The sequence below is a fragment of the Christiangramia crocea genome, from assembly GCF_022410465.1.
Classification (GTDB): domain Bacteria; phylum Bacteroidota; class Bacteroidia; order Flavobacteriales; family Flavobacteriaceae; genus Christiangramia; species Christiangramia crocea.
Genome location: NZ_JAJSON010000005.1, coordinates 1 through 19,702, shown reverse-complemented (window position 1 = coordinate 19,702; position 19,702 = coordinate 1). Strand labels below are relative to the sequence as shown.

18 protein-coding genes are annotated in these 19,702 nt (G+C 39.3%); 13 read left to right on the top strand and 5 right to left on the bottom strand.

The genetic code is table 11. From position 1 onward, the window contains the following. The first annotated feature begins 197 nt into the window (after nucleotides 1-197). Genes dnaA through LU635_RS01275 form a run of 3 tightly spaced genes read left to right on the top strand, consistent with a single transcriptional unit; the run spans nucleotide 198 to nucleotide 2,828 of the window. On the top strand, nucleotides 198-1,625 hold the full coding sequence (gene dnaA / locus LU635_RS01285; protein ID WP_240095376.1) for a chromosomal replication initiator protein DnaA: 1,428 nt from the start codon (nucleotides 198-200) through the stop codon (nucleotides 1,623-1,625). A 10-nt stretch (nucleotides 1,626-1,635) separates the two neighbouring features. Continuing rightward, complete coding sequence (locus tag LU635_RS01280; RefSeq protein WP_240095375.1) at nucleotides 1,636-2,103, top strand: low molecular weight protein-tyrosine-phosphatase; 468 nt, start codon at nucleotides 1,636-1,638, stop codon at nucleotides 2,101-2,103. Continuing rightward, a complete protein-coding gene (locus LU635_RS01275; protein ID WP_240095374.1) occupies nucleotides 2,100-2,828 on the top strand; it encodes an SAM-dependent methyltransferase in 729 nt (242 codons plus the stop codon). The genes LU635_RS01280 and LU635_RS01275 overlap by 4 nt, the downstream gene beginning before the upstream one ends. Here the strand turns inward: LU635_RS01275 and LU635_RS01270 are convergent. From LU635_RS01270 to dapF, 4 genes are all read right to left on the bottom strand, one after another. After that, nucleotides 2,825-3,493: a DUF2184 domain-containing protein gene (locus tag LU635_RS01270; RefSeq protein WP_240095373.1), complete on the bottom strand. Its 669-nt coding sequence runs from the start codon at nucleotides 3,491-3,493 to the stop codon at nucleotides 2,825-2,827. The two genes, LU635_RS01275 and LU635_RS01270, sit on opposite strands and share 4 nt — an antisense overlap. 197 nt (nucleotides 3,494-3,690) lie before the next feature. Next, nucleotides 3,691-4,734 (bottom strand): endolytic transglycosylase MltG, encoded by a 1,044-nt coding sequence (gene mltG, locus LU635_RS01265; RefSeq protein WP_240095372.1) that lies wholly within the window; start codon nucleotides 4,732-4,734, stop codon nucleotides 3,691-3,693. Further along, entirely contained in the window at nucleotides 4,724-5,254 is a 531-nt protein-coding gene (locus LU635_RS01260; RefSeq protein WP_240095371.1) for a GNAT family N-acetyltransferase, read from the bottom strand. The genes mltG and LU635_RS01260 overlap by 11 nt, the downstream gene beginning before the upstream one ends. After that, nucleotides 5,248-6,033, bottom strand: coding sequence for a diaminopimelate epimerase (dapF, locus tag LU635_RS01255; protein ID WP_240095370.1), 786 nt, complete (start codon nucleotides 6,031-6,033; stop codon nucleotides 5,248-5,250). The genes LU635_RS01260 and dapF overlap by 7 nt, the downstream gene beginning before the upstream one ends. 133 nt (nucleotides 6,034-6,166) lie before the next feature. On the opposite strand from dapF, the gene LU635_RS01250 reads away from it, so the two are divergent. The 10 genes from LU635_RS01250 to LU635_RS01205 all read left to right on the top strand — a co-directional run bounded on the left by LU635_RS01250 (nucleotide 6,167) and on the right by LU635_RS01205 (nucleotide 18,996). Further along, the gene (locus LU635_RS01250) at nucleotides 6,167-7,564 is read left to right on the top strand and encodes a S1C family serine protease (RefSeq protein ID WP_240095369.1); all 1,398 of its coding nucleotides are present in this window, start codon (nucleotides 6,167-6,169) and stop codon (nucleotides 7,562-7,564) included. A 123-nt stretch (nucleotides 7,565-7,687) separates the two neighbouring features. Continuing rightward, nucleotides 7,688-9,136: a glyceraldehyde-3-phosphate dehydrogenase gene (locus tag LU635_RS01245; RefSeq protein WP_240095368.1), complete on the top strand. Its 1,449-nt coding sequence runs from the start codon at nucleotides 7,688-7,690 to the stop codon at nucleotides 9,134-9,136. Between the two features lie 443 nt (nucleotides 9,137-9,579). Further along, nucleotides 9,580-10,173 carry a hypothetical protein gene (locus LU635_RS01240; RefSeq protein ID WP_240095367.1) on the top strand — a complete coding sequence of 198 codons (594 nt, stop codon included), beginning with the start codon at nucleotides 9,580-9,582 and terminating at the stop codon, nucleotides 10,171-10,173. A 43-nt stretch (nucleotides 10,174-10,216) separates the two neighbouring features. Further along, a complete protein-coding gene (trmD, locus tag LU635_RS01235; protein ID WP_240095366.1) occupies nucleotides 10,217-10,897 on the top strand; it encodes a tRNA (guanosine(37)-N1)-methyltransferase TrmD in 681 nt (226 codons plus the stop codon). Nucleotides 10,898-11,014: 117 nt separating this feature from the next. Continuing rightward, nucleotides 11,015-11,365 carry a 50S ribosomal protein L19 gene (gene rplS / locus LU635_RS01230; RefSeq protein WP_240095365.1) on the top strand — a complete coding sequence of 117 codons (351 nt, stop codon included), beginning with the start codon at nucleotides 11,015-11,017 and terminating at the stop codon, nucleotides 11,363-11,365. 583 nt (nucleotides 11,366-11,948) lie between these two features. After that, entirely contained in the window at nucleotides 11,949-14,177 is a 2,229-nt protein-coding gene (locus tag LU635_RS01225; RefSeq protein ID WP_240095364.1) for an NADP-dependent isocitrate dehydrogenase, read from the top strand. 140 nt (nucleotides 14,178-14,317) lie between these two features. Continuing rightward, nucleotides 14,318-15,544, top strand: a complete 1,227-nt coding sequence (locus LU635_RS01220) for a multidrug effflux MFS transporter (RefSeq protein WP_240095363.1) — start codon at nucleotides 14,318-14,320, stop codon at nucleotides 15,542-15,544. 42 nt (nucleotides 15,545-15,586) lie between these two features. Beyond that, nucleotides 15,587-17,962, top strand: a complete 2,376-nt coding sequence (locus tag LU635_RS01215; RefSeq protein WP_240095362.1) for a TonB-dependent receptor — start codon at nucleotides 15,587-15,589, stop codon at nucleotides 17,960-17,962. Next, nucleotides 17,963-18,772, top strand: coding sequence for a DUF4249 domain-containing protein (locus LU635_RS01210; RefSeq protein ID WP_240095361.1), 810 nt, complete (start codon nucleotides 17,963-17,965; stop codon nucleotides 18,770-18,772). A 2-nt stretch (nucleotides 18,773-18,774) separates the two neighbouring features. Next, a complete protein-coding gene (locus LU635_RS01205) occupies nucleotides 18,775-18,996 on the top strand; it encodes a DUF6095 family protein (RefSeq protein ID WP_240095360.1) in 222 nt (73 codons plus the stop codon). A gap of 3 nt (nucleotides 18,997-18,999) precedes the next feature. On the opposite strand, the gene LU635_RS01200 is transcribed toward LU635_RS01205, so the two are convergent. Then, nucleotides 19,000-19,509 carry a hypothetical protein gene (locus tag LU635_RS01200; protein ID WP_240095359.1) on the bottom strand — a complete coding sequence of 170 codons (510 nt, stop codon included), beginning with the start codon at nucleotides 19,507-19,509 and terminating at the stop codon, nucleotides 19,000-19,002. Between the last annotated feature and the right edge of the window lie 193 nt (nucleotides 19,510-19,702).

Genomic DNA, 19,702 nt, shown 5'->3' with positions numbered 1-19,702 from the left:
AAAAATAGCCTTTTTAAGAAAGGTTTTTTATCTTCAGACTCGGAAGTAAGTATGCGCAAATTTTTCTTAAAATTCAACCCCAAAATGGTTTTTTTTTTACATTTTTTGTTCACATATTTGTTCCGCTCGAGTCAGCAAATTTCAATTAGCTGGCTTCCAAAGAACTTACTACTAACCTAAATTAAGTTTAACTAATAATGTCAAAAACTGCGCAATCGGTTTGGAATAACTGTCTTTCATTTATTCAGGATAACATTACCCCTCAAGCTTACAAAACATGGTTTGAACCTATCCAAGCAGTGAAACTTACAGATTGTGCCTTAAGCATCCAGGTACCTTCGAAATTTTTCTACGAGTGGCTGGAAGAACATTATGTTAAGCTGTTAAAGGTTTCTCTCACACGTGAACTTGGTGAAAAGGCCAAACTGGTTTATGTGATAAAGATGGAGAACACTTATGGTAACAAGCTTCCATTTACCGAAAAGATCCCAAGTACTCAACGATCTCAAATGGCTTCACAGGAAGTTGATGTTCCTATTAAAAATAAAAGTCCCGAGCTGAAGAACCCTTTTATCATTCCCGGAATAAGGAATGTGAAGATTGAATCTCAGCTTAACCCCAACTATAATTTTGAAAATTTCCTTGAAGGTGAATCTAACAGGCTGGCCAGATCTGCTGGTTTAGCAGTAGCTAACAAGCCTGGAGGCACCTCTTTTAACCCACTTTTAATATTCGGAGGCGTTGGACTTGGAAAGACTCATCTTGCTCATGCTATTGGAGTTGAGATCAAGGATAAGTATCCGGAAAAAACCGTCCTGTATATATCTGCTGAAAAATTTACCCAGCAGTATATCGAATCTGTAAAGAAGAACAATCGTAATGATTTTATTCATTTCTACCAGATAATAGATGTACTTGTAGTGGATGACATCCAGTTACTCTCTGGCAAAGCAGGGACCCAGGATGTTTTCTTCCATATATTCAATCATTTACATCAAAATGGAAAGCAGGTTATCTTAACCAGTGATAAAGCTCCGGTTGATATGCAGGATATTGAACAGCGTTTGCTTTCAAGATTCAAATGGGGACTTTCGGCTGAACTTCAGCATCCCGATTTTGAGACCCGCGTTTCTATCATAAAGAGCAAGCTTTATCGCGATGGTGTGGAAATGCCGGAAGATATTGTAGAATTCCTGGCTAACAACATCAAGACTAATATCAGGGAACTTGAAGGTGCGATCATTTCACTTATCGCCCACTCTTCTTTCAATAAGAAGGATATCACACTGGAACTGGCAAAGAAGATTGTTGACAACTACGTGAAGAACACAAAACGTGAAGTGTCAATAGACTATATCCAGAAGGTGGTTAGCGATTACTTCCAGATGGATGTAGATACGTTGCAGTCCAAAACCAGAAAGAGACATATAGTACAGGCAAGACAACTTGCAATGTTCTTTGCGAAGAAATTCACAAAAGCATCGCTGGCGAGTATCGGTTCCCAGATAGGAAGCCGGGATCATGCCACCGTACTGCACGCATGTAAAACGGTAGACAACCTTGCTTCTACCGATAAGCAATTCAAGAAATTTGTTGAAGACCTCAACAAGAAGCTCACATTATAAAATACATTTTATGAAAACCAGGGTATTGATGGTGTGCCTCGGCAATATTTGCAGATCACCCCTGGCCGAAGGTATACTTAAATCTAAAGTAGATCAAAGCAAAGTATTTGTAGATTCTGCAGGTACGGGAAGCTGGCATATAGGCTCAGAACCCGATAGAAGATCCATAGCTACAGCCAGAAGATACGATCTTGATATTACCAGTCAGCGCGGAAGACAATTTTCAGAAAAGGATTTTGACCATTTTGATCATATCTTCGTGATGGACAATTCCAACTTCAGGGACGTTATCTCCATGGCACGAAATGACGAAGACCGTCAAAAAGTACGTTTAATTCTGGAAGAGATATTCCCATCTGAAAATGTTGATGTACCAGATCCGTATCATGGAGGCGAGCAGGGCTTCGAAAATGTATATCAAATGCTGAATGAAGCCTGTGAAGAAATTGCCGAAAAACTGAACAATGGCGAACTATGAGTCAGGCCGATAAAAATTACGGCAAACTTTATCTGATTCCCGTAGGGCTTGGAGATTCAAACCCGGAAAAAGTATTCCCACCGGTAAACAAAAATATCATTGAAGGTATTGATGATTTTATTGTAGAGAATGAGAAATCAGCCCGGCGTTTTATAAAACAGATCCTACCGGAAAAACCTCAGCAAAAACTCAGATTAAAAGGACTCAATAAATTTACTGATCCTGCTGAGATCCCAAATTTTCTGGATGCTGCCAAAGAAGGCAGGAATATAGGACTGCTTAGTGAAGCAGGCTGTCCCGGAGTAGCCGATCCCGGTGCTGAGATAGTAAAACTTGCGCACAGATATAACATTCAGGTTGTTCCATTAGTTGGCCCCTCTTCTATCCTGCTGGCCATGATGGCAAGCGGGATGAATGGTCAAAGTTTTACTTTTCACGGTTATCTGCCTATTGATAAAAAGGAAAGAAAGCATGAGATTAAGCAGCTTGAAAGACTTTCAGTAGAAAAGAATCAGGCGCAGATCTTTATAGAGACTCCATACAGAAACATGAAATTCCTGGAAGACCTCGTTCAGAACCTTCACCCTGCCACAAGAATCTGTGTGGCATCTGATCTGACTTTAGAGTCAGAATTCATTAAGACCGCTACTGCATCAGAATGGAAAAATATAAAAACCGACCTTCATAAAAGACCGGCTATATTTATCATTCAAAAAGATCTTTAGGCTGAAATTCTATCGAAATCTACCCTGGCGTTTTTTTCAGTCTTCACAAATGAAACATCATATCCGCCAAAACGCTTCATATAGGTTTTAATGGTGGTTCCAAATGCATCACTGAATGCCTGCGCACCCCAGCTTCTAAGATATTTCTTTACACTTCCGGGTCCGGCAAGGTGAGCCGCCGCCAGAATACCAGATTCGGTTACTTCTACTCCATTGATGGTCTTGCCAACAAACCTTTTGATATCCCTTTGTAATATCCATTTATTCCGGGAAGCATTGGCATAGAATGCTGCTTCCTGTAATGCTGGAGAGTTAAGGAATCCAACGGTGTCGTAAATCCCAACAAGTTTCAGGGTGCCTTTTCCAAATTGATACTTTCCCAGATATCCATATTCGTTAATGGTCTTGTAGTCCCCTCTTGACTCTTTAAAGGCAAGCGCTTCTTTAAAACCAACATAGGATTTCCCGAGAATGGGAGCGGTGTGTGAAATTTCAAAATCCGGTGTGACTTCCTCCTTTAGATCTTCTACTGTATACTCGAGGTCGAGATCATAGGTAGAATAATTTTCCAGATTTAATTTAGCAGCATCCTTAGTTGAAAAACTAAAAAAAATTGAGCCCGCTGCAAGAGGCAAGATTGAAAATTTTGCAATTTTCTTTCTCATTGCTTTCGTTTTTGAAAGGTTAATGGCATCCTAAAAAATTTAGACTGTGCCCCTTTCATATTAGCCCGGCAAATGTATAACAATTTTCAATAATCTGAACTACAGCCTGTTAATCCTTTTTTAAAGTTATTGTGTTTTTAACTAAAGAATAACTTACTGAGGTTCAAATACTTAAAAAACCTTAAAGAAAAAGGGATCTATCTTTTTATTCCCTGCTTATTGATCCAGCGTACATATTCCTGCTTATTTCGGTTATGCTGGGCCAGGGTTTTGGCAAATTTATGATAGCCGAAATTATTCACATCTGCCACAAAATAGTAGAAACCATGATCCTCATAATTCAACACTGCGTCTATGGAAGAAATATCCGGCATATGGATTGGACCGGGAGGAAGCTGACGATATTTGTAGGTATTATACGGAGAATCCAGCTCCAGGTCTTTGTAAAGCACCCTTTTTATGATGGTATCAAAATTTCCGGTTTTCTCCTTAATGGCATAGATCACGGTAGGATCGGCATCCAGTTTCCATCCATTCTTATAACGGTTCATATAGACTCCGGCTACCCTGGGTCTTTCGTCTACCTTTGCTGTCTCCTTCTGAACTATCGAAGCCAGGGTAATAACCTCATAAGGCGTTAGACCTATCTCTTCGGCCTTTTTAAGTCTGCTTTCATTCCAGAAACGCTCATACTCCTTTATCATGCGCTCCCGGAATTCCTCAGCCGAAGTATTCCAGTAGAACTCATACTGGTTAGGGATATACATTCCCAGAGCATTTCTTTCTGTGAATTTGTTCTTCTTCAGAAAAGAAGAGTCCTTAAAGGAGTTTAGCAAAGCAGTACTGTCAGCTTCTATCTGATCTGATATTCTGCCCGCCAGGTTTTCCAGCCTTTCCTGATTATTGAAAATAACCTTTACCGGCTTATTCCCACTGCGTAATTCATTGACCAGCTCATTATTGTTCATTCCTTTTCTCAGGATATACCTGCCAGGTCTTACATTACTGGCATACCCTTTCTTTTGAGCCACAAGGCTGAACGACTCCATATCCTTCAGCAAAGGCCGGAGGGAATCTCTTAAGGTTTGAAAAGTAGCGCCGGTTGGGATATAAACCGTTTCCTGTTTGACATCGAAAGCAGTATTTGAAGAAAATATACTGTTATAAATGTAATAACTGAATATTCCAAGGGCTATCAAACCGAGAATGGCGATAGCAACAAGTATTTTTTTAATGTACATTATTTAATAATTGATAAAGCCATTCATCTTTGAATTTTCCGTTGAAAAGTGTCCAGTCTTTTTTCAGGCCTACTTTTCTAAAACCATTACTTTCAAAAACCCGCATACTCTCCCTGTTACTGGCTGTAACATTGGCATACACCTGATGAAGGCCCAAATGCGTAAAACAGTAGTCGCACAACAGTGACAAACTTTCAGAACCATAACCTTTTTTACGATCTTTTTTACTGGCGATCAAAATACCTATGGCTGCCCGCCGATCTTTGGGATCCAGGTCATACACATCAATAAGACCTACCCGTCTGTTTCTTTTAGTACAGATGACCAGCCTTAACTGCTTGATATCGTAGATATCCCTGTGTGCATTTTCTATATACTGTCTTATCAGGAACTTTGAATACGGCGACTGCGTAGAACTGATCTCCCAGAAATCCTCATCATTCTCGATCTTATGAACAAAATCCAGATCTTCGGGTTCCAGGGCTCTCAGGTATACTTTTTGGCCTTTTAATGTTAGCATATAATCTCCCCTTTAAAGACCTGTTCCGCAGGTCCTGACAACCAAATATCGGAAAAACCATCTTCAGTTTTTTTGAAGTCAACAAAAAGTTCACCTCCCTGGGTAACCAATTTTACCCTTTCAGAGTTAGTCTTCCCTGAAGAATAAGCCGCCAGGGCAACCGCTGTAACTCCAGTGCCACAGGAAAGCGTTTCATCTTCCACTCCCCTTTCATAGGTTCTTACTGAAAAGGAATCCTCAGAAATACCTTCTACAAAATTAACGTTCGTGCCTTCATCTTTGTATCTATCAGAATACCTGATATCCGCTCCTTCTCTTTTAATGTCCTTTGTGGCAATATTCTCAGTAAAAATGACATGGTGAGGAGATCCTGTATCCAGAAACAGGAAGTCTTTATTTTGAGAAACATCCTTTACATCCTGCATTTTCAGGCTTACTATCCCATCTTTCACTGTAGCATCGTGTGGGCCATCTATAGCCGTAAATCTGGCTTTATTCTCAACTATACCTAAAAACCTGGCAAAAGCTACCAGACAGCGACCTCCATTCCCGCACATACTGCTTTCATTTCCATCGGCATTGAAATAGACCATTTTAAAATCGTCCTGAGGATCTTCTGAATTCTCCAGAAGAATAAGGCCATCAGCCCCTATGCCAAATTTGCGGTTACAAAGCCTGCGTACCAATTTGGTATCATTTTTGGATATTTTAAGATCCCGATTATCGATCATTACAAAGTCGTTGCCCGTACCCTGATATTTATAGAATGTCAGTTTCATAAATCTTTTTCAAAAGTGGCACAAATATACAATTTTGAAGAGGAATTAAGGGCTGTTAAATGGTCGTTAAATTATACGCTTCGTATAATAATGAGTTAACAGAAAAGGTTTATTAATTAAATAACATCCGAAAATGAAAAAAATAGCAAGTCTAATTCTGGTTTCAGTCTTGGGAGGTATAATAACATTAGGAAGTTATAAGCTATTCTTAGAAGATGAAACCACCAATTTTCTTCCTGAAAATAATGTAACTCAGGAGTCTTTCATACCCGTAAATAATTCTAATCGTATTTATGGTACCAACGCCGATTTTACAGAGGCAGCCGAAAAGACCGTACATGCTGTAGTTCACGTGAAAAATGTGGCTGTTTTTAAAGGTCCCAGAAACATCTGGGAATACTACCAGTATGGAAATAGCGGAGGTCGTGCCTTACAGGGTGCCGGCTCTGGGGTGATTATTACTCCTGACGGCTATATAGTCACCAATAATCATGTGATTGAAGGTGCGAGTGAAATTGAGGTGACCTTAAACAACAATGAAACCTATAAAGCAGAGGTTATTGGAAGTGATCCGATTTCTGATATCGCTCTCATAAAAGTGGATGCCGAAGATCTGGAATACATTCCTTTCGGTAATTCTGATAATGTAAAGCTGGGAGAATGGGTACTTGCAGTAGGTAATCCATTTAATTTGAAATCTACTGTCACAGCAGGAATCATTAGTGCCAAGGCCCGGGACCTGAACGCACGTGATAATTCGCCACAGTCTTTTATTCAGACAGATGCCGCTATAAACCCTGGAAACAGTGGTGGTGCACTGGTAAATATTAATGGCGAACTTATTGGGATCAATACCGCAATCAGCTCCCCTAGCGGAAGCTATATTGGTTACGCATTTGCCGTTCCATCCAACAATGCAAGAAAAATTGTTGAGGATATTATGGAGTATGGTGATGTCCAGCAGGGCATACTCGGCATTAGAGGAGGAAGTATTACTCCGGCTGCAATCCAGGAGCTTGAGCTTAGCGAATCACAGGGAGTTTTCGTAAGTGATGTAACACCGGGTAGTGGTGCTGCTAAGGCAGGCATCAGGGAAAAAGATATCATCAAAAAAATAGACAATATTAGGATCACAAAATTCTCCGATCTTACCGGATATATCAATTCGAAAAGACCCGGTGATAAAGTTCTTGTGAAGATCGTTCGCGACGGTGAAGAAAAAGAATTGAATGTGGAACTTACCAAACTGGAAACTTACAGCATCGCTGCCATAGGTCTTGAAGTGGCTAATGTAACTGAAGAAGAGTTAAAAGCCCTCAATGCTCCTAATGGAGTTAAGATAAACCGTACCCTGGCCGAAAATCTGCCTTCAGCAGATCTTGTAGGTGGAATCATTTCAGAAATAAATAACCAAAAGGTGAACTCCATAAGAGATGTAAGAGAAGTTATCCAGGAAAGACGGACTTCAGATCCAATCGTGATCACCTATTATGATCATAATGGGGAAAAACAAAGAATGGCCTGGAGATAAATATTCTTTTAAAAAGAATAAAAACCCTTCAAAATCTGAAGGGTTTTTTTATGCATAAAAGTTTTTACGAAAACGTTTGAAATATATACTTTTGCCGGAAATTTATAACAACACATCTTAAACATGGACTTTAATAAAGTTTACGAAAAAGAACTTTCTTTCCAGGCAGACCGCCGCAAAGCCACTGTAGAATTCATTAATATCGTAAGTGACCTTTGGTATGACAAATCAATCGAACTGGTGCTTTTCAGGAATCAGTTGATCAACAGGAATGTTAGCGATATACTTGATCTGCATGAATATGCCGGTGAGTTTGTAGGGAAGCCCATTTCTATCTTTGATTCTGTAGAGATCGCCAAAGCGATCCAGGATCTCAAGCTTCCTCCTGCAAAACTTGATATTGGTAAGTTAACTTACGAATATCACCTGGAAGACCAGAACTACAGCAATGCGATGGCTTTTGTTTCGAATAAACTAAGCAATGCCAAGAAAACAGAAGCCGTAACCCCGAAAGATGTGGTACTTTATGGTTTTGGCAGGATTGGCAGGCTGGTTGCCCGGGAATTGATGACCAGAACCGGCAAAGGAAATCAACTAAGACTCCGTGCAGTGGTTACAAGAGGAAAAGTAGATCGCAGCGTTCTTGAAAAGAGAGCCTCCCTTCTTAAAAGCGATTCGGTTCACGGTCCTTTCAGCGGCACTGTAAATATCGATGAAGAGAATTCAGCCCTTATTATCAACGGCACTACCGTTCATATAATCTCTGCTAATCAGCCAGAAGATATAGATTACACTAAATATGGGATTAATGACGCTCTTATAATAGATAATACAGGAGCCTTTAGAGATAAAGAAGCACTTAGCAGGCATCTTGCTTCAAAAGGTGCGGCCAAAGTTTTACTTACCGCCCCCGGGAAAGGAGTTCCTAATATAGTACACGGTGTGAACCAAAAGGAATACAGCCCTGAAGAGATTGATATTTTTTCAGCTGCTTCCTGCACCACCAATGCCATTACCCCTGTTCTAAAAGCAATTGAGGATTCTCTGGGAGTCGTTCATGGACATCTGGAAACTATACATGCATATACCAACGACCAGAATCTGGTTGATAACATGCACAACAAATACAGAAGAGGTCGTGCTGCAGGACTTAACATGGTCATCACCGAAACAGGTGCCGGAAAAGCAGTTTCAAAAGCGCTTCCTGTCTTTGAAGGAAAACTGACTTCTAATGCCATTCGGGTTCCGGTTCCCAACGGGTCACTGGCTATACTGAACCTGGAAGTTGAAAAAGAAACCAACCTGGATAATGTGAATTCTATACTGAAAAAATATGCGCTTGAAGGAGACTTGGTTGAACAAATTCAGTATTCAGTTGATAATGAACTGGTTTCCTCAGACATTATAGGTTCCTCTGCTCCGGCTATCTATGATAGTAATGCAACAATAGTATCTGCAGACGGAAAAAATGTGATACTTTATATATGGTACGATAATGAATATGGTTACAGCCACCAGGTAATAAGACTGGCAAAGTATATAGCAAAAGTTAGAAGGTATACGTATTACTAGTTAATAATAATTCCATTAAACCAAAACCCCAATGCTAATCACATTGGGGTTTTTTATAATTATTTAAAGATGTAATTTCTAATTTTAATCTGCCCAGAATTAAAATTATGCCGGGTAAGAAAAAAGCTATAATATCCATGCTTTTATGGGCAAACAAGATCATAATATAGAATTTGAGGATGCCAAAAGAGAGCAGGATAAAAAAGGTGACTAACCATCTTTATTAGATAAATTTGTTATGAATTCAACCAAGAAAGCATAGAAAAACCTGTAGATATCAACAGGTTTTTTTATTTTTGCGCCACTTTTAAGACATTAAAAAACTGATTTAAAACAAATTAAAAAACCTACAAAAGGCGAATTTCATCCCGAAAATCTGAAATACTAACTTATACATTCGCTCGTTGTTGTTTATGAAACCAAACAAATTCAAAGCCCAGAAAATGAGTAAGAAAAATTACATTTTTGCTGTTTTTATTCTTGTTAGTGTATTTCAGATGAATGCCCAGACAGACAGTCTTAAGACCGATACCCCGGTACAGGACGAATTCACCAAACTTATTGAAGAATCCAATAATTACCAGGGATATAAGGTGGTAGATTACGACAAGCTTATAGAGCTTAGAAATACTACCAGGAGTTACGTCACTGAACTAAAGGAGGAAATCATAGTTCAACAAAATACAGTAGATCAACAAAATGACGAGATCGAACAACTGAAAACCCAGTTGCAATCCACCCAGGAAGACCTGAAAAGAGTAAGCGAAGAAAAAGATGCACTGATGTTCCTTGGAATGCCTTTCAGCAAAGGAGGTTATAAAGCGATGATGTGGGGAATAGTAGCAGTACTGGTTGTAATACTTCTTATACTTTTTTTCCGGTACAAGAGCTCACATGCTGCCACTCGTGATGCAAAGCAAAAACTCAAGGAAACAGAAAAAGAATTCGATGCTTACCGTACCAAAGCCCTCGAAAAAGAACAGCGTCTTGGGAGAATGCTTCAGGATGAACGCAACAAGTCGGGCGGAAACTCCTAATTCCTTTACCTGAAATCAAGTTGTGAACCCTTAACTTATCCAGATGCGTATCGATATAATTACTGTTGTGCCTGATATCCTTAAAAGTCCGTTTGAAGCTTCTATTCTCCAAAGGGCCATTAAAAAGGGGCTGGTTGAAGTGCATTTGCACAATCTTAGAGATTACACTACAGATAATTATAAGCAGGTAGATGATTATCAGTTTGGAGGTGGTGCCGGAATGGTGATGATGATCGAACCTATAGATAAATGCATTTCAAAATTGAAATCTGAGAGAGACTATCAGGAGATTATTTATATGACACCTGATGGGGAAAGGCTTAATCAGAAAATGGCAAACAGGCTATCCCTTCACGAAAACATCATTATTCTGTGCGGTCACTATAAAGGTGTTGATCAAAGGGTCCGGGACCAGTTCATCACAAAAGAGATCTCCATAGGAGATTATGTGCTTTCTGGAGGAGAACTTGGAGCGGCAGTTCTTAGTGATGCTATTATAAGGTTACTTCCCGGGGTATTAGGCAATGAAACCTCGGCATTAACCGATTCATTTCAGGACAATCTGCTGGCGCCGCCGGTTTATACCAGGCCTGCTGAATATAAAGGCTGGAAAGTTCCAGAAGTACTTACATCGGGGAATTTTCCAAAAATCGAAACATGGCGTGAGGAACAAGCTTATGAGAGAACCAAAAAACTGAGACCTGACCTTTTAGAAGATGAATAATTTTTTCAAAAACAGGCTTGTACAGTAATATAAATTCATTAATTTTGCACTCATTCTAAAATAACCTCTGGCGATAACCGTGAATGTTGTTTTGGATTTTACATTAAACTTTCAAACATGGAATCGTTAGTAAAATACGTTCAGGACGAATTCGTAAACAAAAAGGACCTACCTCAGTTTTCAGCTGGTGACACTATCACAGTTTATTACGAGATCAAGGAAGGTCAGAAAACCAGAACTCAGTTCTTTAGAGGTACAGTTATCCAGAAAAGAGGAACTGGTGCTTCTCAAACTTTTACCATCAGAAAAATGAGTGGTACTGTTGGGGTAGAAAGAATTTTCCCAATTAACCTGCCAGCTATTCAAAAGATCGAAGTGAACAAGCGCGGTAAAGTTAGAAGAAAAAGAATATTCTACTTTAGAGGGCTTACTGGTAAGAAAGCACGTATTCAGGAAGCGAAAAGATAATTTTCACAACTGTTATAAAACAAAGCTCTGCGAGATTCGCGGAGCTTTTTTTATGGACTAATATAGCCCCCGGTTGAAAATTCCTTAAAAACTTAAACGTTAAATTCCTGACAGGACCGTACAGTTTTTATTATATTTATCAGTGGAATTCGGTAAGTTAAAGAATGACAAAAGGATTTCTTGATAGACCTGTTTTTCCTGTAGAGCAAGTTCTTTACATACGGTTTTTATCTTCTATATAACACCTTATATTTTGCAACGTCAAAATCAGTTTGAAAGATAAAAACCCACTTTGATTCTTTTTTAATACCTTTAAAACTGAATCATACGAAGCAGCATACACCGGAAAGTTTTCATTACTTTCTACCATCAGAGTGATAACATGCTGTTTCAGTAGAAGCCATTTCATTTTAGCTATTAAAATGAAATGGCTTTTTTATTTATTAATTTATGATTTCTTAACAGCTTAGACTCTCTTCAAACCTAGGATAAAAGACCCAAAAACTGTATATTGCGCGGGTGATAACGCGCCCTGGTGATTCCGGGGCTTTCTTTAAATATATTGCAACCAAAAACATAAATAATGTCACAAAAAGAAAAAATTATCTATACCAAGACCGATGAGGCTCCAATGCTTGCCACATTTTCATTCCTTCCAATAATTGAAGCTTTTACCAAAGCTGCTGGCGTTAGTCTCGAAACACGTGATATTTCGTTGGCTGGCAGGATACTTTCTCAGTTTCCGGATTATCTTAATGACGATCAAAAGGTTTCAGACGACCTTGCGGAACTGGGGGATCTGGCAAAAAAACCTGAAGCCAACATCATTAAATTACCTAATATTAGCGCCTCTATTCCTCAGCTTAAAAATGCAATTGCAGAGCTACAGGAAAAGGGTTATGCTCTTCCTACTTATCCGGATGAGCCTGCAAACGATAAAGAAAATGAGATCAAATCCCGCTACGATAAAATAAAGGGAAGTGCGGTGAACCCTGTTCTTAGAGAAGGAAATTCAGACAGACGTGCACCTAAAGCGGTAAAGAATTTCGCCAAGAAGAACCCTCATCCAATGGGAGAATGGAGTTCCGATTCTAAAACCCATGTAGCAACCATGAGCAGCGGGGATTTCAGGTCCAATGAAAAATCTATTACACTGCAGAAGGACGATATTCTTAAAATTGAGTACACTTCAGATAATGGTGAAAAGCAAATTCTCAAAGATAATTTGAAAGTATTGAATGGAGAGGTCGTTGATGCCAGTGTTATGAGCAAAAAGGCTTTACTATCATTCCTTCGTGAACAGGTAAAGGATGCCAAAGAAAAAGATGTTCTTTTCTCTCTTCATATGAAAGCGACAATGATGAAGGTTTCAGACCCTATCATTTTTGGACACGCTGTAAGAGTATTCTTTGAAGATGTATTTGAAAAATATGGAGAGGAGCTTGAAAAAGCTGGTGCAGATGCCAACAGCGGACTTGGAGATGTTCTAAATGCAATAGAAAGTCTTCCAGCGGAAAAAAGAAATGAGATCCAGTCGGCCATTTCAAAGGACCTTAAAGATGGACCGGATATCGCTATGGTTAATTCAGATCAGGGTATTACTAATCTTCATGTACCGAGTGACATTATTATCGATGCCTCTATGCCAGCGATGATCAGAACTTCCGGACAAATGTGGAATGCTGAAGGCAAAACCCAGGATACAAAGGCGGTGATCCCTGACAGTAGTTATGCGGGACTTTACCAGGCGACTATCGATTTCTGTAAAGAACATGGAGCCTTTGACCCGACCACAATGGGAACTGTTCCAAACGTGGGGCTTATGGCACAGAAAGCTGAAGAATATGGATCTCATGATAAGACCTTCGAAATTCCAGGAAATGGAGTTGTAAAGGTTATCAATTCTAACGGAGACACGGTTTTAGAACACAAAGTTGAACAGGGAGACATCTGGAGAATGTGCCAGGTAAAAGACGCACCTATCCAGGACTGGATCAAACTTGCGATTACACGTGCTCAGGCTACCGGTATGCCGGCAGTATTCTGGCTTGATGAGAACAGAGCCCACGATGCTGAGTTGATTAAGAAGGTGAACAAATACCTTCCTGACCATGATACCAAAGGATTAGAGATCAAAATCATGGCTCCTACTGAAGCAACAAAATACACCTTAGAACGTGTTAAAGCTGGTAAAGACACCATTTCTGTGACAGGTAACGTATTGAGAGATTACCTGACTGATCTTTTTCCAATCCTGGAATTAGGGACCAGTGCAAAAATGCTTTCCATAGTACCATTGATGAATGGTGGCGGTCTTTTTGAAACCGGTGCAGGCGGATCGGCTCCAAAACATGTTCAGCAATTCCTGAAGGAAGGACATTTAAGATGGGATTCGCTAGGTGAATTCCTTGCCCTGGCTGTTTCTCTGGAGCATCTGGGAAATAAATATGACAATGAAAAGGCTCTTACTCTTTCAGAATCTCTTGATGAAGCAACTGAAAGGTTCCTTAATGAAGGAAGGTCTCCATCAAGAAAAGTGAATGAACTTGATAACCGTGGCAGCCACTTCTACCTGGCACTTTACTGGGCAGAAGCTCTATCTACGCAAAAGCGTAATACAGACCTGAATATCTACTTTGAAAGGATTGCTAAAATGATGGAAGACAATCAGGAGAAAATACTTCAGGACCTGCTGGACGCGCAAGGCTCACCTGTAGACATTGGTGGATATTATTTCCCTGATGAAGAGCTTACAAAAAAAGCTATGCGACCAAGTGAGAAGTTCAATGGTATTTTAAATACATCTGCTTAAACTTAACAGACATATTAATGGAAAAGCCCTGCTTATTGCGGGGCTTTTTATTTTATCAGCACTAAATCGAAATAGTTTAATCTTTCGTTAAACACTCAGGGAAATTAGAACAGGATATTCTGTTTGGTGAAATTTGCAAAATGAATCGGATTTCCGGAGAAAGAAATAAAAAACAGGAAAATATCATTTTGCTGGTTCTGGGAACTCTTATTGCTCTGGGACCATTTTCCATAGATGCTTATCTGCCCGGTTTTGCAAGCATAGCTGTAGAATTCAACACTTCCATAAGCCAGATCGGGCTTACCCTGACAAGTTATTTTATTGGTATTTCCATAGGACAGCTTGCTTACGGCCCAATAATGGACAAATTTGGAAGGAAAAGGCCTTTACTTATAGGTTTAGGAATTTATTTTTTGTCTGCAATCAGTTGCATGTATTCCCCTAATCTGGAATGGCTCATAGTTTCCCGGTTCTTTCTGGCTATTGGAGCAGCCGCTGGTATGGTGGCCGCCAAAGCCATGGTAAGGGATATATTTCCGGTTAATGAAGTAGCCGGGGCAATTTCAGTTCTAATGCTCATCATGGGAGGTGCACCCATCATCGCTCCTACCGTGGGAAGTTTTATTATCGATGCCTTTGGCTGGGAAATGATATTCCTCTTTCTTGCAGGCTTTAGCCTTCTCATGATAATCAGTGTTACCAGATTCCTGCCGGAAAGCATAGTGCCAGATAAAGAGGTAGACCTAAAACCAAAACAGGTAGCCATTAAATATTTTGGAATTCTTACCCATTCCAAGTTCTGGAGTTTTGCTTTCGCCGGTAGTTTTGCTATAGGAGCCATGTTTGCCTATATCTCGGGTGCTCCGAAACTGTTTATGGGAAATTTCGATCTTAGTCAGAAGGAATTCGGACTGTTGTTTGGTTTAAATGCGGGGGGATTGATATTGGGAAGCCAGATAAACCGATTTTTTTTAAGAAAATTCAGTGCTTTGCAGATTACGCTTTTCAACAGTGTAGTACTTGTTATCCTGTCATTTCTTTTCCTGATCAATTCTATAGTGGAAATGGGATTCATTCCCACAGCCGTTCTTATTTTTCTGATGCTTTTCCTACTTGGATTCCAGAACCCGAACACCACGGCTTTATCGCTGGAACCATTTGAGAAAAAAGCCGGAAGAGCCTCTGCTCTGATAGGAAGCCTGAAGATGATCCTGGGCGCATTTACTTCGTTTCTGATAAGTCTTTTTCATTCAAATAGCTCAGTACCACTGGCACTGATCCTGCTTTCATGCCTCCTTATAAGCTTCATGCTTCTTTTTCGTTTCAACCGGAAGGAAAAGAAAAGTATTAGGCTTACTGAAACATAAACTTTTATATTACAGGACTTAATTCTATTTTTGAATAAAAAATTGAAATTCCGCTTTTTTGCTTTCCTCCTATTTCTGTTATGTCTTCCTGCCGGTCTTATTGCACAGGAACTTTTCACGCTTAACGGATTGATCACCGATGCGTCCAGCAACGAAATGCTTATCGGGGTGAATCTTATAATTCCTGAAGCAAATACAGGTGTTATTTCCAATGATTATGGTTACTACTCGATAAAGCTCCCCAAAGGCGAGTATAACTTACAGATCTCATACCTGGGATACCAAAATATACAAACGACAATAAATCTTGATGCTGATAAGAAAATGGATTTTCAGCTGAGTCGTTCATCGGAAGATCTGGAGGAAGTGGTTATAACAAGCCAAAACAAAGGTCTGAATATTAGAAAACCTGAAATGAGCCTGAACAGGCTATCTATAAACACTATTCAAAGAATGCCCGTGGTTTTTGGAGAGGTTGATGTAGTGAAATCGCTCCTCCTACTTCCCGGGGTCTCGAATGCCGGCGAAGGATCATCAGGATTCAATGTTCGGGGCGGTGCCGTAGATCAGAATCTCATTTTGCTGGATGAAGCTACCATTTTTAATTCCTCCCATTTATTCGGACTGTTCTCAGTTTTTAATCCGGATGCAATCAAGGACCTGAAATTATATAAAGGAGGAATCCCGGCGGAATATGGAGGAAGGGTTTCCTCGGTGCTGGATATATATCAGCGGGATGGTAATAGTAAAGAATTCAAAATGCAGGGTGGTATTGGAGCGATCTCAAGCAGGTTACTTGCCGAAGGTCCAATAGTAAAAGACAAAGGCTCTTTTCTTATTGGAGGCAGAAGTTCTTACGCACACCTTTTCTTAAAACTTACAGATAATACCAACTCTGCATATTTCTATGATCTGAATACGAAACTTAGTTATAAAATCAACAGCAGCAATAAGCTTCTCTTATCCGGATATTTTGGCCGTGATGTTTTCAGAATCAGTCAGAACTTTGATAACACCTATGGAAATGCCGTTTTAAACCTCAGGTGGAACCATATTTTTTCTGATAATATTTTTACTAACCTTTCAGCCATATACAGTGACTATTATTATGGATTAACCTTAAATTTTGTGGGCTTCAACTGGGATAGCGGAATTAAAAACCTGAATTTAAAATATGATTTTAATCATTATATCAATGATGCCCTTCAACTGAAATATGGGATTCAGAATACATATTATGAATTCAATCCTGGAGAAATTGAACCTATAAATGAAGAGTCTGGTATTAATTATTTCAAACTGATAAATAAATATGCCTTTGAAAATGCTTTTTATATTTCTGCCGAACATGATTTGAGTGAAAGGTTCTCCGCGGAATATGGCCTAAGATTGAGTAATTTCTTCCGGCTTGGCCAGAAGGAGCTGAACATCTATGAAAATGATATACCTGTGGAATATAATGAGGATACCGGAATCTACAGGGAAGCGGAAATAATGGATACCCGAAGTTATTCCAGGAGCGACATACTTAAATCCTTCACCAATCTTGAACCAAGGGTCGCTCTGGCCTATACGCTGAATGAAAGGCAATCAGTCAAAGCGAGTTATAATCGTATGACACAATATTTGCATCTTATATCTAACACCAGTTCACCCACTCCTCTGGATGTATGGACTCCCAGCGGCCCATTTATTGAGCCGCAAGTGCTGGATCAGTATGCTTTAGGTTATTTCCAAAATTTTAAGGAGAATACTTATTCACTTGAATTGGAGACTTTCTATAAGCAAATTGACAACAGGATAGATTACATAAATGGCGCTAACCTTATCGCCAATAATGCCATAGAGCGAGTGGTACTCAACGGAGAGTCCCGGGCTTTTGGCCTGGAAATATTATTCAGAAAAAATACGGGCAGGCTTACTGGATGGCTGGGATATACCCTTTCAAGATCTGAACAACGTACCCCGGGCAGGACAGAATTTGAAACCGGTATTAATAACGGAGACTGGTATAATTCCAATTATGATAAAACCCATGATCTAAGTCTAACAGGAAGTTATGATATCAATGATAAATGGCAGATAAATACCAATTTTATATTTCAAACCGGACTGGCAACAACCTATCCTACCGCTCAGTATGAATATGAAGGTGTAACCATACCGGTTTATGGAGAAAGAAATGGAGACCGCCTGCCGTCATATCACCGTCTGGACATTTCGGCTACCTTCGAACCAAAAAGGAATAAAAGCAGGGATTTCAGGTCATATTGGAATTTCGGGATCTACAATGTCTATAACAGGAAAAACGCCTATTCTATTAGTTTTAGGGAAAATGCCGATACCAATAAAAATGAGGCGGTACGATTATCACTATTTGGAATCATCCCGTCGGTCACCTATAATTTCAAATTTTAGATGAAAGAACTTTTGAAGTATACCAGTTTAATTGCCATAATTCTTCTTACATCTTGTGAGGACATAGTTGAAGTAGATCTGGAGAAGAGTAACCCAAGGCTGGTAATTGAGGCATCCATTATCTGGGAAAAAGGGACTACAGGAGCAAATCAAAATATCCGTATATCAGAAACAACGGCCTTCTACGAAGAAGAGACAGAAGGTATTGAAGATGCCCAGGTTACGATAACCTCTGATGATGGAGAAATGTTCACTTTTATTCATGTTGAAAACGGTATTTATGCCAATAATCAATTTAAACCTGAATTGAATATGGGATATAATCTCCAGGTAGTACATAATAATGAGATCTATACCGCTTCAGAAAGCCTTATTCCTGTTACAGACATTGATTATGTAGAACAGGCAGAGACAGGAGGTTTTTCAGGCGAAGATATTGAGGTCAAAGCTTATTATACTGATCCTGCAGATGAAGAGAACTATTATTTATTCAAATTTCGCAATGGAAACCTAAGCCTTGAATTCTATGAAGATGAGTTCACGAATGGCAACCAGATCTTTGGATATTATTCTACTGAAGACATTGAGCCTGGTGATCTCATTGAAATTGAGTTACAGGGAATTTCTAAAAGTTATTATGAATATCTTTTTATCTTGCGATCACAAATTGGAACAAATGAGGGAGGCCCCTTTGAAACCATGCCTGCTACCGTAAAAGGAAATATTATCAACCAGTCTGATCGTGATAATTATCCTTTTGGTTATTTCAGGTTATCTGAAATGGATTTTACAACCTATACAGTGGAATAATAATGAAGCATACAAACAAAAAAGTACTTTCAAAAGGGATCAAATATCTGGCCGGAGCGCTACCTCTGGCAATGATTGGTCCGTCGATTCTTTTCAGTGCATTCAATAATCAGGATAAACCACTCTATATTGCAGTGCTGATTCTTGGTATTCTCGCCTCAGGTGCCGCTGTTTTTCTAATGTTCAAAGGCATACTTACTGTGGTAAAGTCAATGTTCGATTAAATATTAATCAGTAATTAATCTAAACCTTCCATCTGTAATCCTCCGGATACTATTATCCTCAAAGTTCTGACCGGCAAAATTGAAAAGGCCCTGGACTATCTTTCCATCATCACTAATAATTTCCACATAGTTTTTTTCCACTTGGTTTGGACCGGGATGGTTACAAAACCAGTGTCCATAAGGTTCAGCAGTTTCGTATTCAATAATGTTTGGAAGCATAGGATTATCCCCTATCATATACAAATTTTGCCCTGAATACTTTGGTATGATAAAACTCAGGCGCTGACCATCAGCTGTAACCGCTTCCACTTTTAATTTTAAAATACCGGCCGGTCCGATGATACGGGTTGCTGTAAGTATAGATGATTTAGAATCCATGCGATAGTCTATTCCATCTATCTTTGCACTCATAAAGATTTCATTCGAAAAGTCTTGATTATCATCATCGCTACATCCTATTAAAAGGAATAAAGCGAAGAGACAGTAAACGGTGGTTTTTGTAAAGTAATTCATGATGCATATTTTTTTGATTGATAAGTTGTCAATTTACCTCAAAAAAGAATACAGCACCATGGGGAAAAATACCCTAATTATTTGATTTACAATTTAGTATGTCTATATTTTATTCTCAAGTTACCCCAATAAAAAACCCCTTCAGGATTACTGAAGGGGTTTTCAAGAAGAAGGCGGCGACATACTCTCCCAC

Bases quoted from the DNA above. Each gene is read 5' to 3' on its own strand.
- LU635_RS01260 (WP_240095371.1), bottom strand. From the start codon at position 5,254: ATGCTAACATTAAAAGGCCAAAAAGTATACCTGAGAGCCCTGGAACCC.
- rplS (WP_240095365.1), top strand. From the start codon at position 11,015: ATGGAATCGTTAGTAAAATACGTTCAGGACGAATTCGTAAACAAAAAG.
- mltG (WP_240095372.1), bottom strand. From the start codon at position 4,734: ATGTACATTAAAAAAATACTTGTTGCTATCGCCATTCTCGGTTTGATA.
- LU635_RS01210 (WP_240095361.1), top strand. From the start codon at position 17,963: ATGAAAGAACTTTTGAAGTATACCAGTTTAATTGCCATAATTCTTCTT.
- LU635_RS01205 (WP_240095360.1), top strand. From the start codon at position 18,775: ATGAAGCATACAAACAAAAAAGTACTTTCAAAAGGGATCAAATATCTG.
- LU635_RS01270 (WP_240095373.1), bottom strand. From the start codon at position 3,493: ATGAGAAAGAAAATTGCAAAATTTTCAATCTTGCCTCTTGCAGCGGGC.
- LU635_RS01250 (WP_240095369.1), top strand. From the start codon at position 6,167: ATGAAAAAAATAGCAAGTCTAATTCTGGTTTCAGTCTTGGGAGGTATA.
- LU635_RS01280 (WP_240095375.1), top strand. From the start codon at position 1,636: ATGAAAACCAGGGTATTGATGGTGTGCCTCGGCAATATTTGCAGATCA.
- trmD (WP_240095366.1), top strand. From the start codon at position 10,217: ATGCGTATCGATATAATTACTGTTGTGCCTGATATCCTTAAAAGTCCG.
- LU635_RS01200 (WP_240095359.1), bottom strand. From the start codon at position 19,509: ATGAATTACTTTACAAAAACCACCGTTTACTGTCTCTTCGCTTTATTC.
- LU635_RS01220 (WP_240095363.1), top strand. From the start codon at position 14,318: ATGAATCGGATTTCCGGAGAAAGAAATAAAAAACAGGAAAATATCATT.
- LU635_RS01240 (WP_240095367.1), top strand. From the start codon at position 9,580: ATGAGTAAGAAAAATTACATTTTTGCTGTTTTTATTCTTGTTAGTGTA.
- LU635_RS01225 (WP_240095364.1), top strand. From the start codon at position 11,949: ATGTCACAAAAAGAAAAAATTATCTATACCAAGACCGATGAGGCTCCA.
- LU635_RS01245 (WP_240095368.1), top strand. From the start codon at position 7,688: ATGGACTTTAATAAAGTTTACGAAAAAGAACTTTCTTTCCAGGCAGAC.
- LU635_RS01275 (WP_240095374.1), top strand. From the start codon at position 2,100: ATGAGTCAGGCCGATAAAAATTACGGCAAACTTTATCTGATTCCCGTA.
- dapF (WP_240095370.1), bottom strand. From the start codon at position 6,033: ATGAAACTGACATTCTATAAATATCAGGGTACGGGCAACGACTTTGTA.
- dnaA (WP_240095376.1), top strand. From the start codon at position 198: ATGTCAAAAACTGCGCAATCGGTTTGGAATAACTGTCTTTCATTTATT.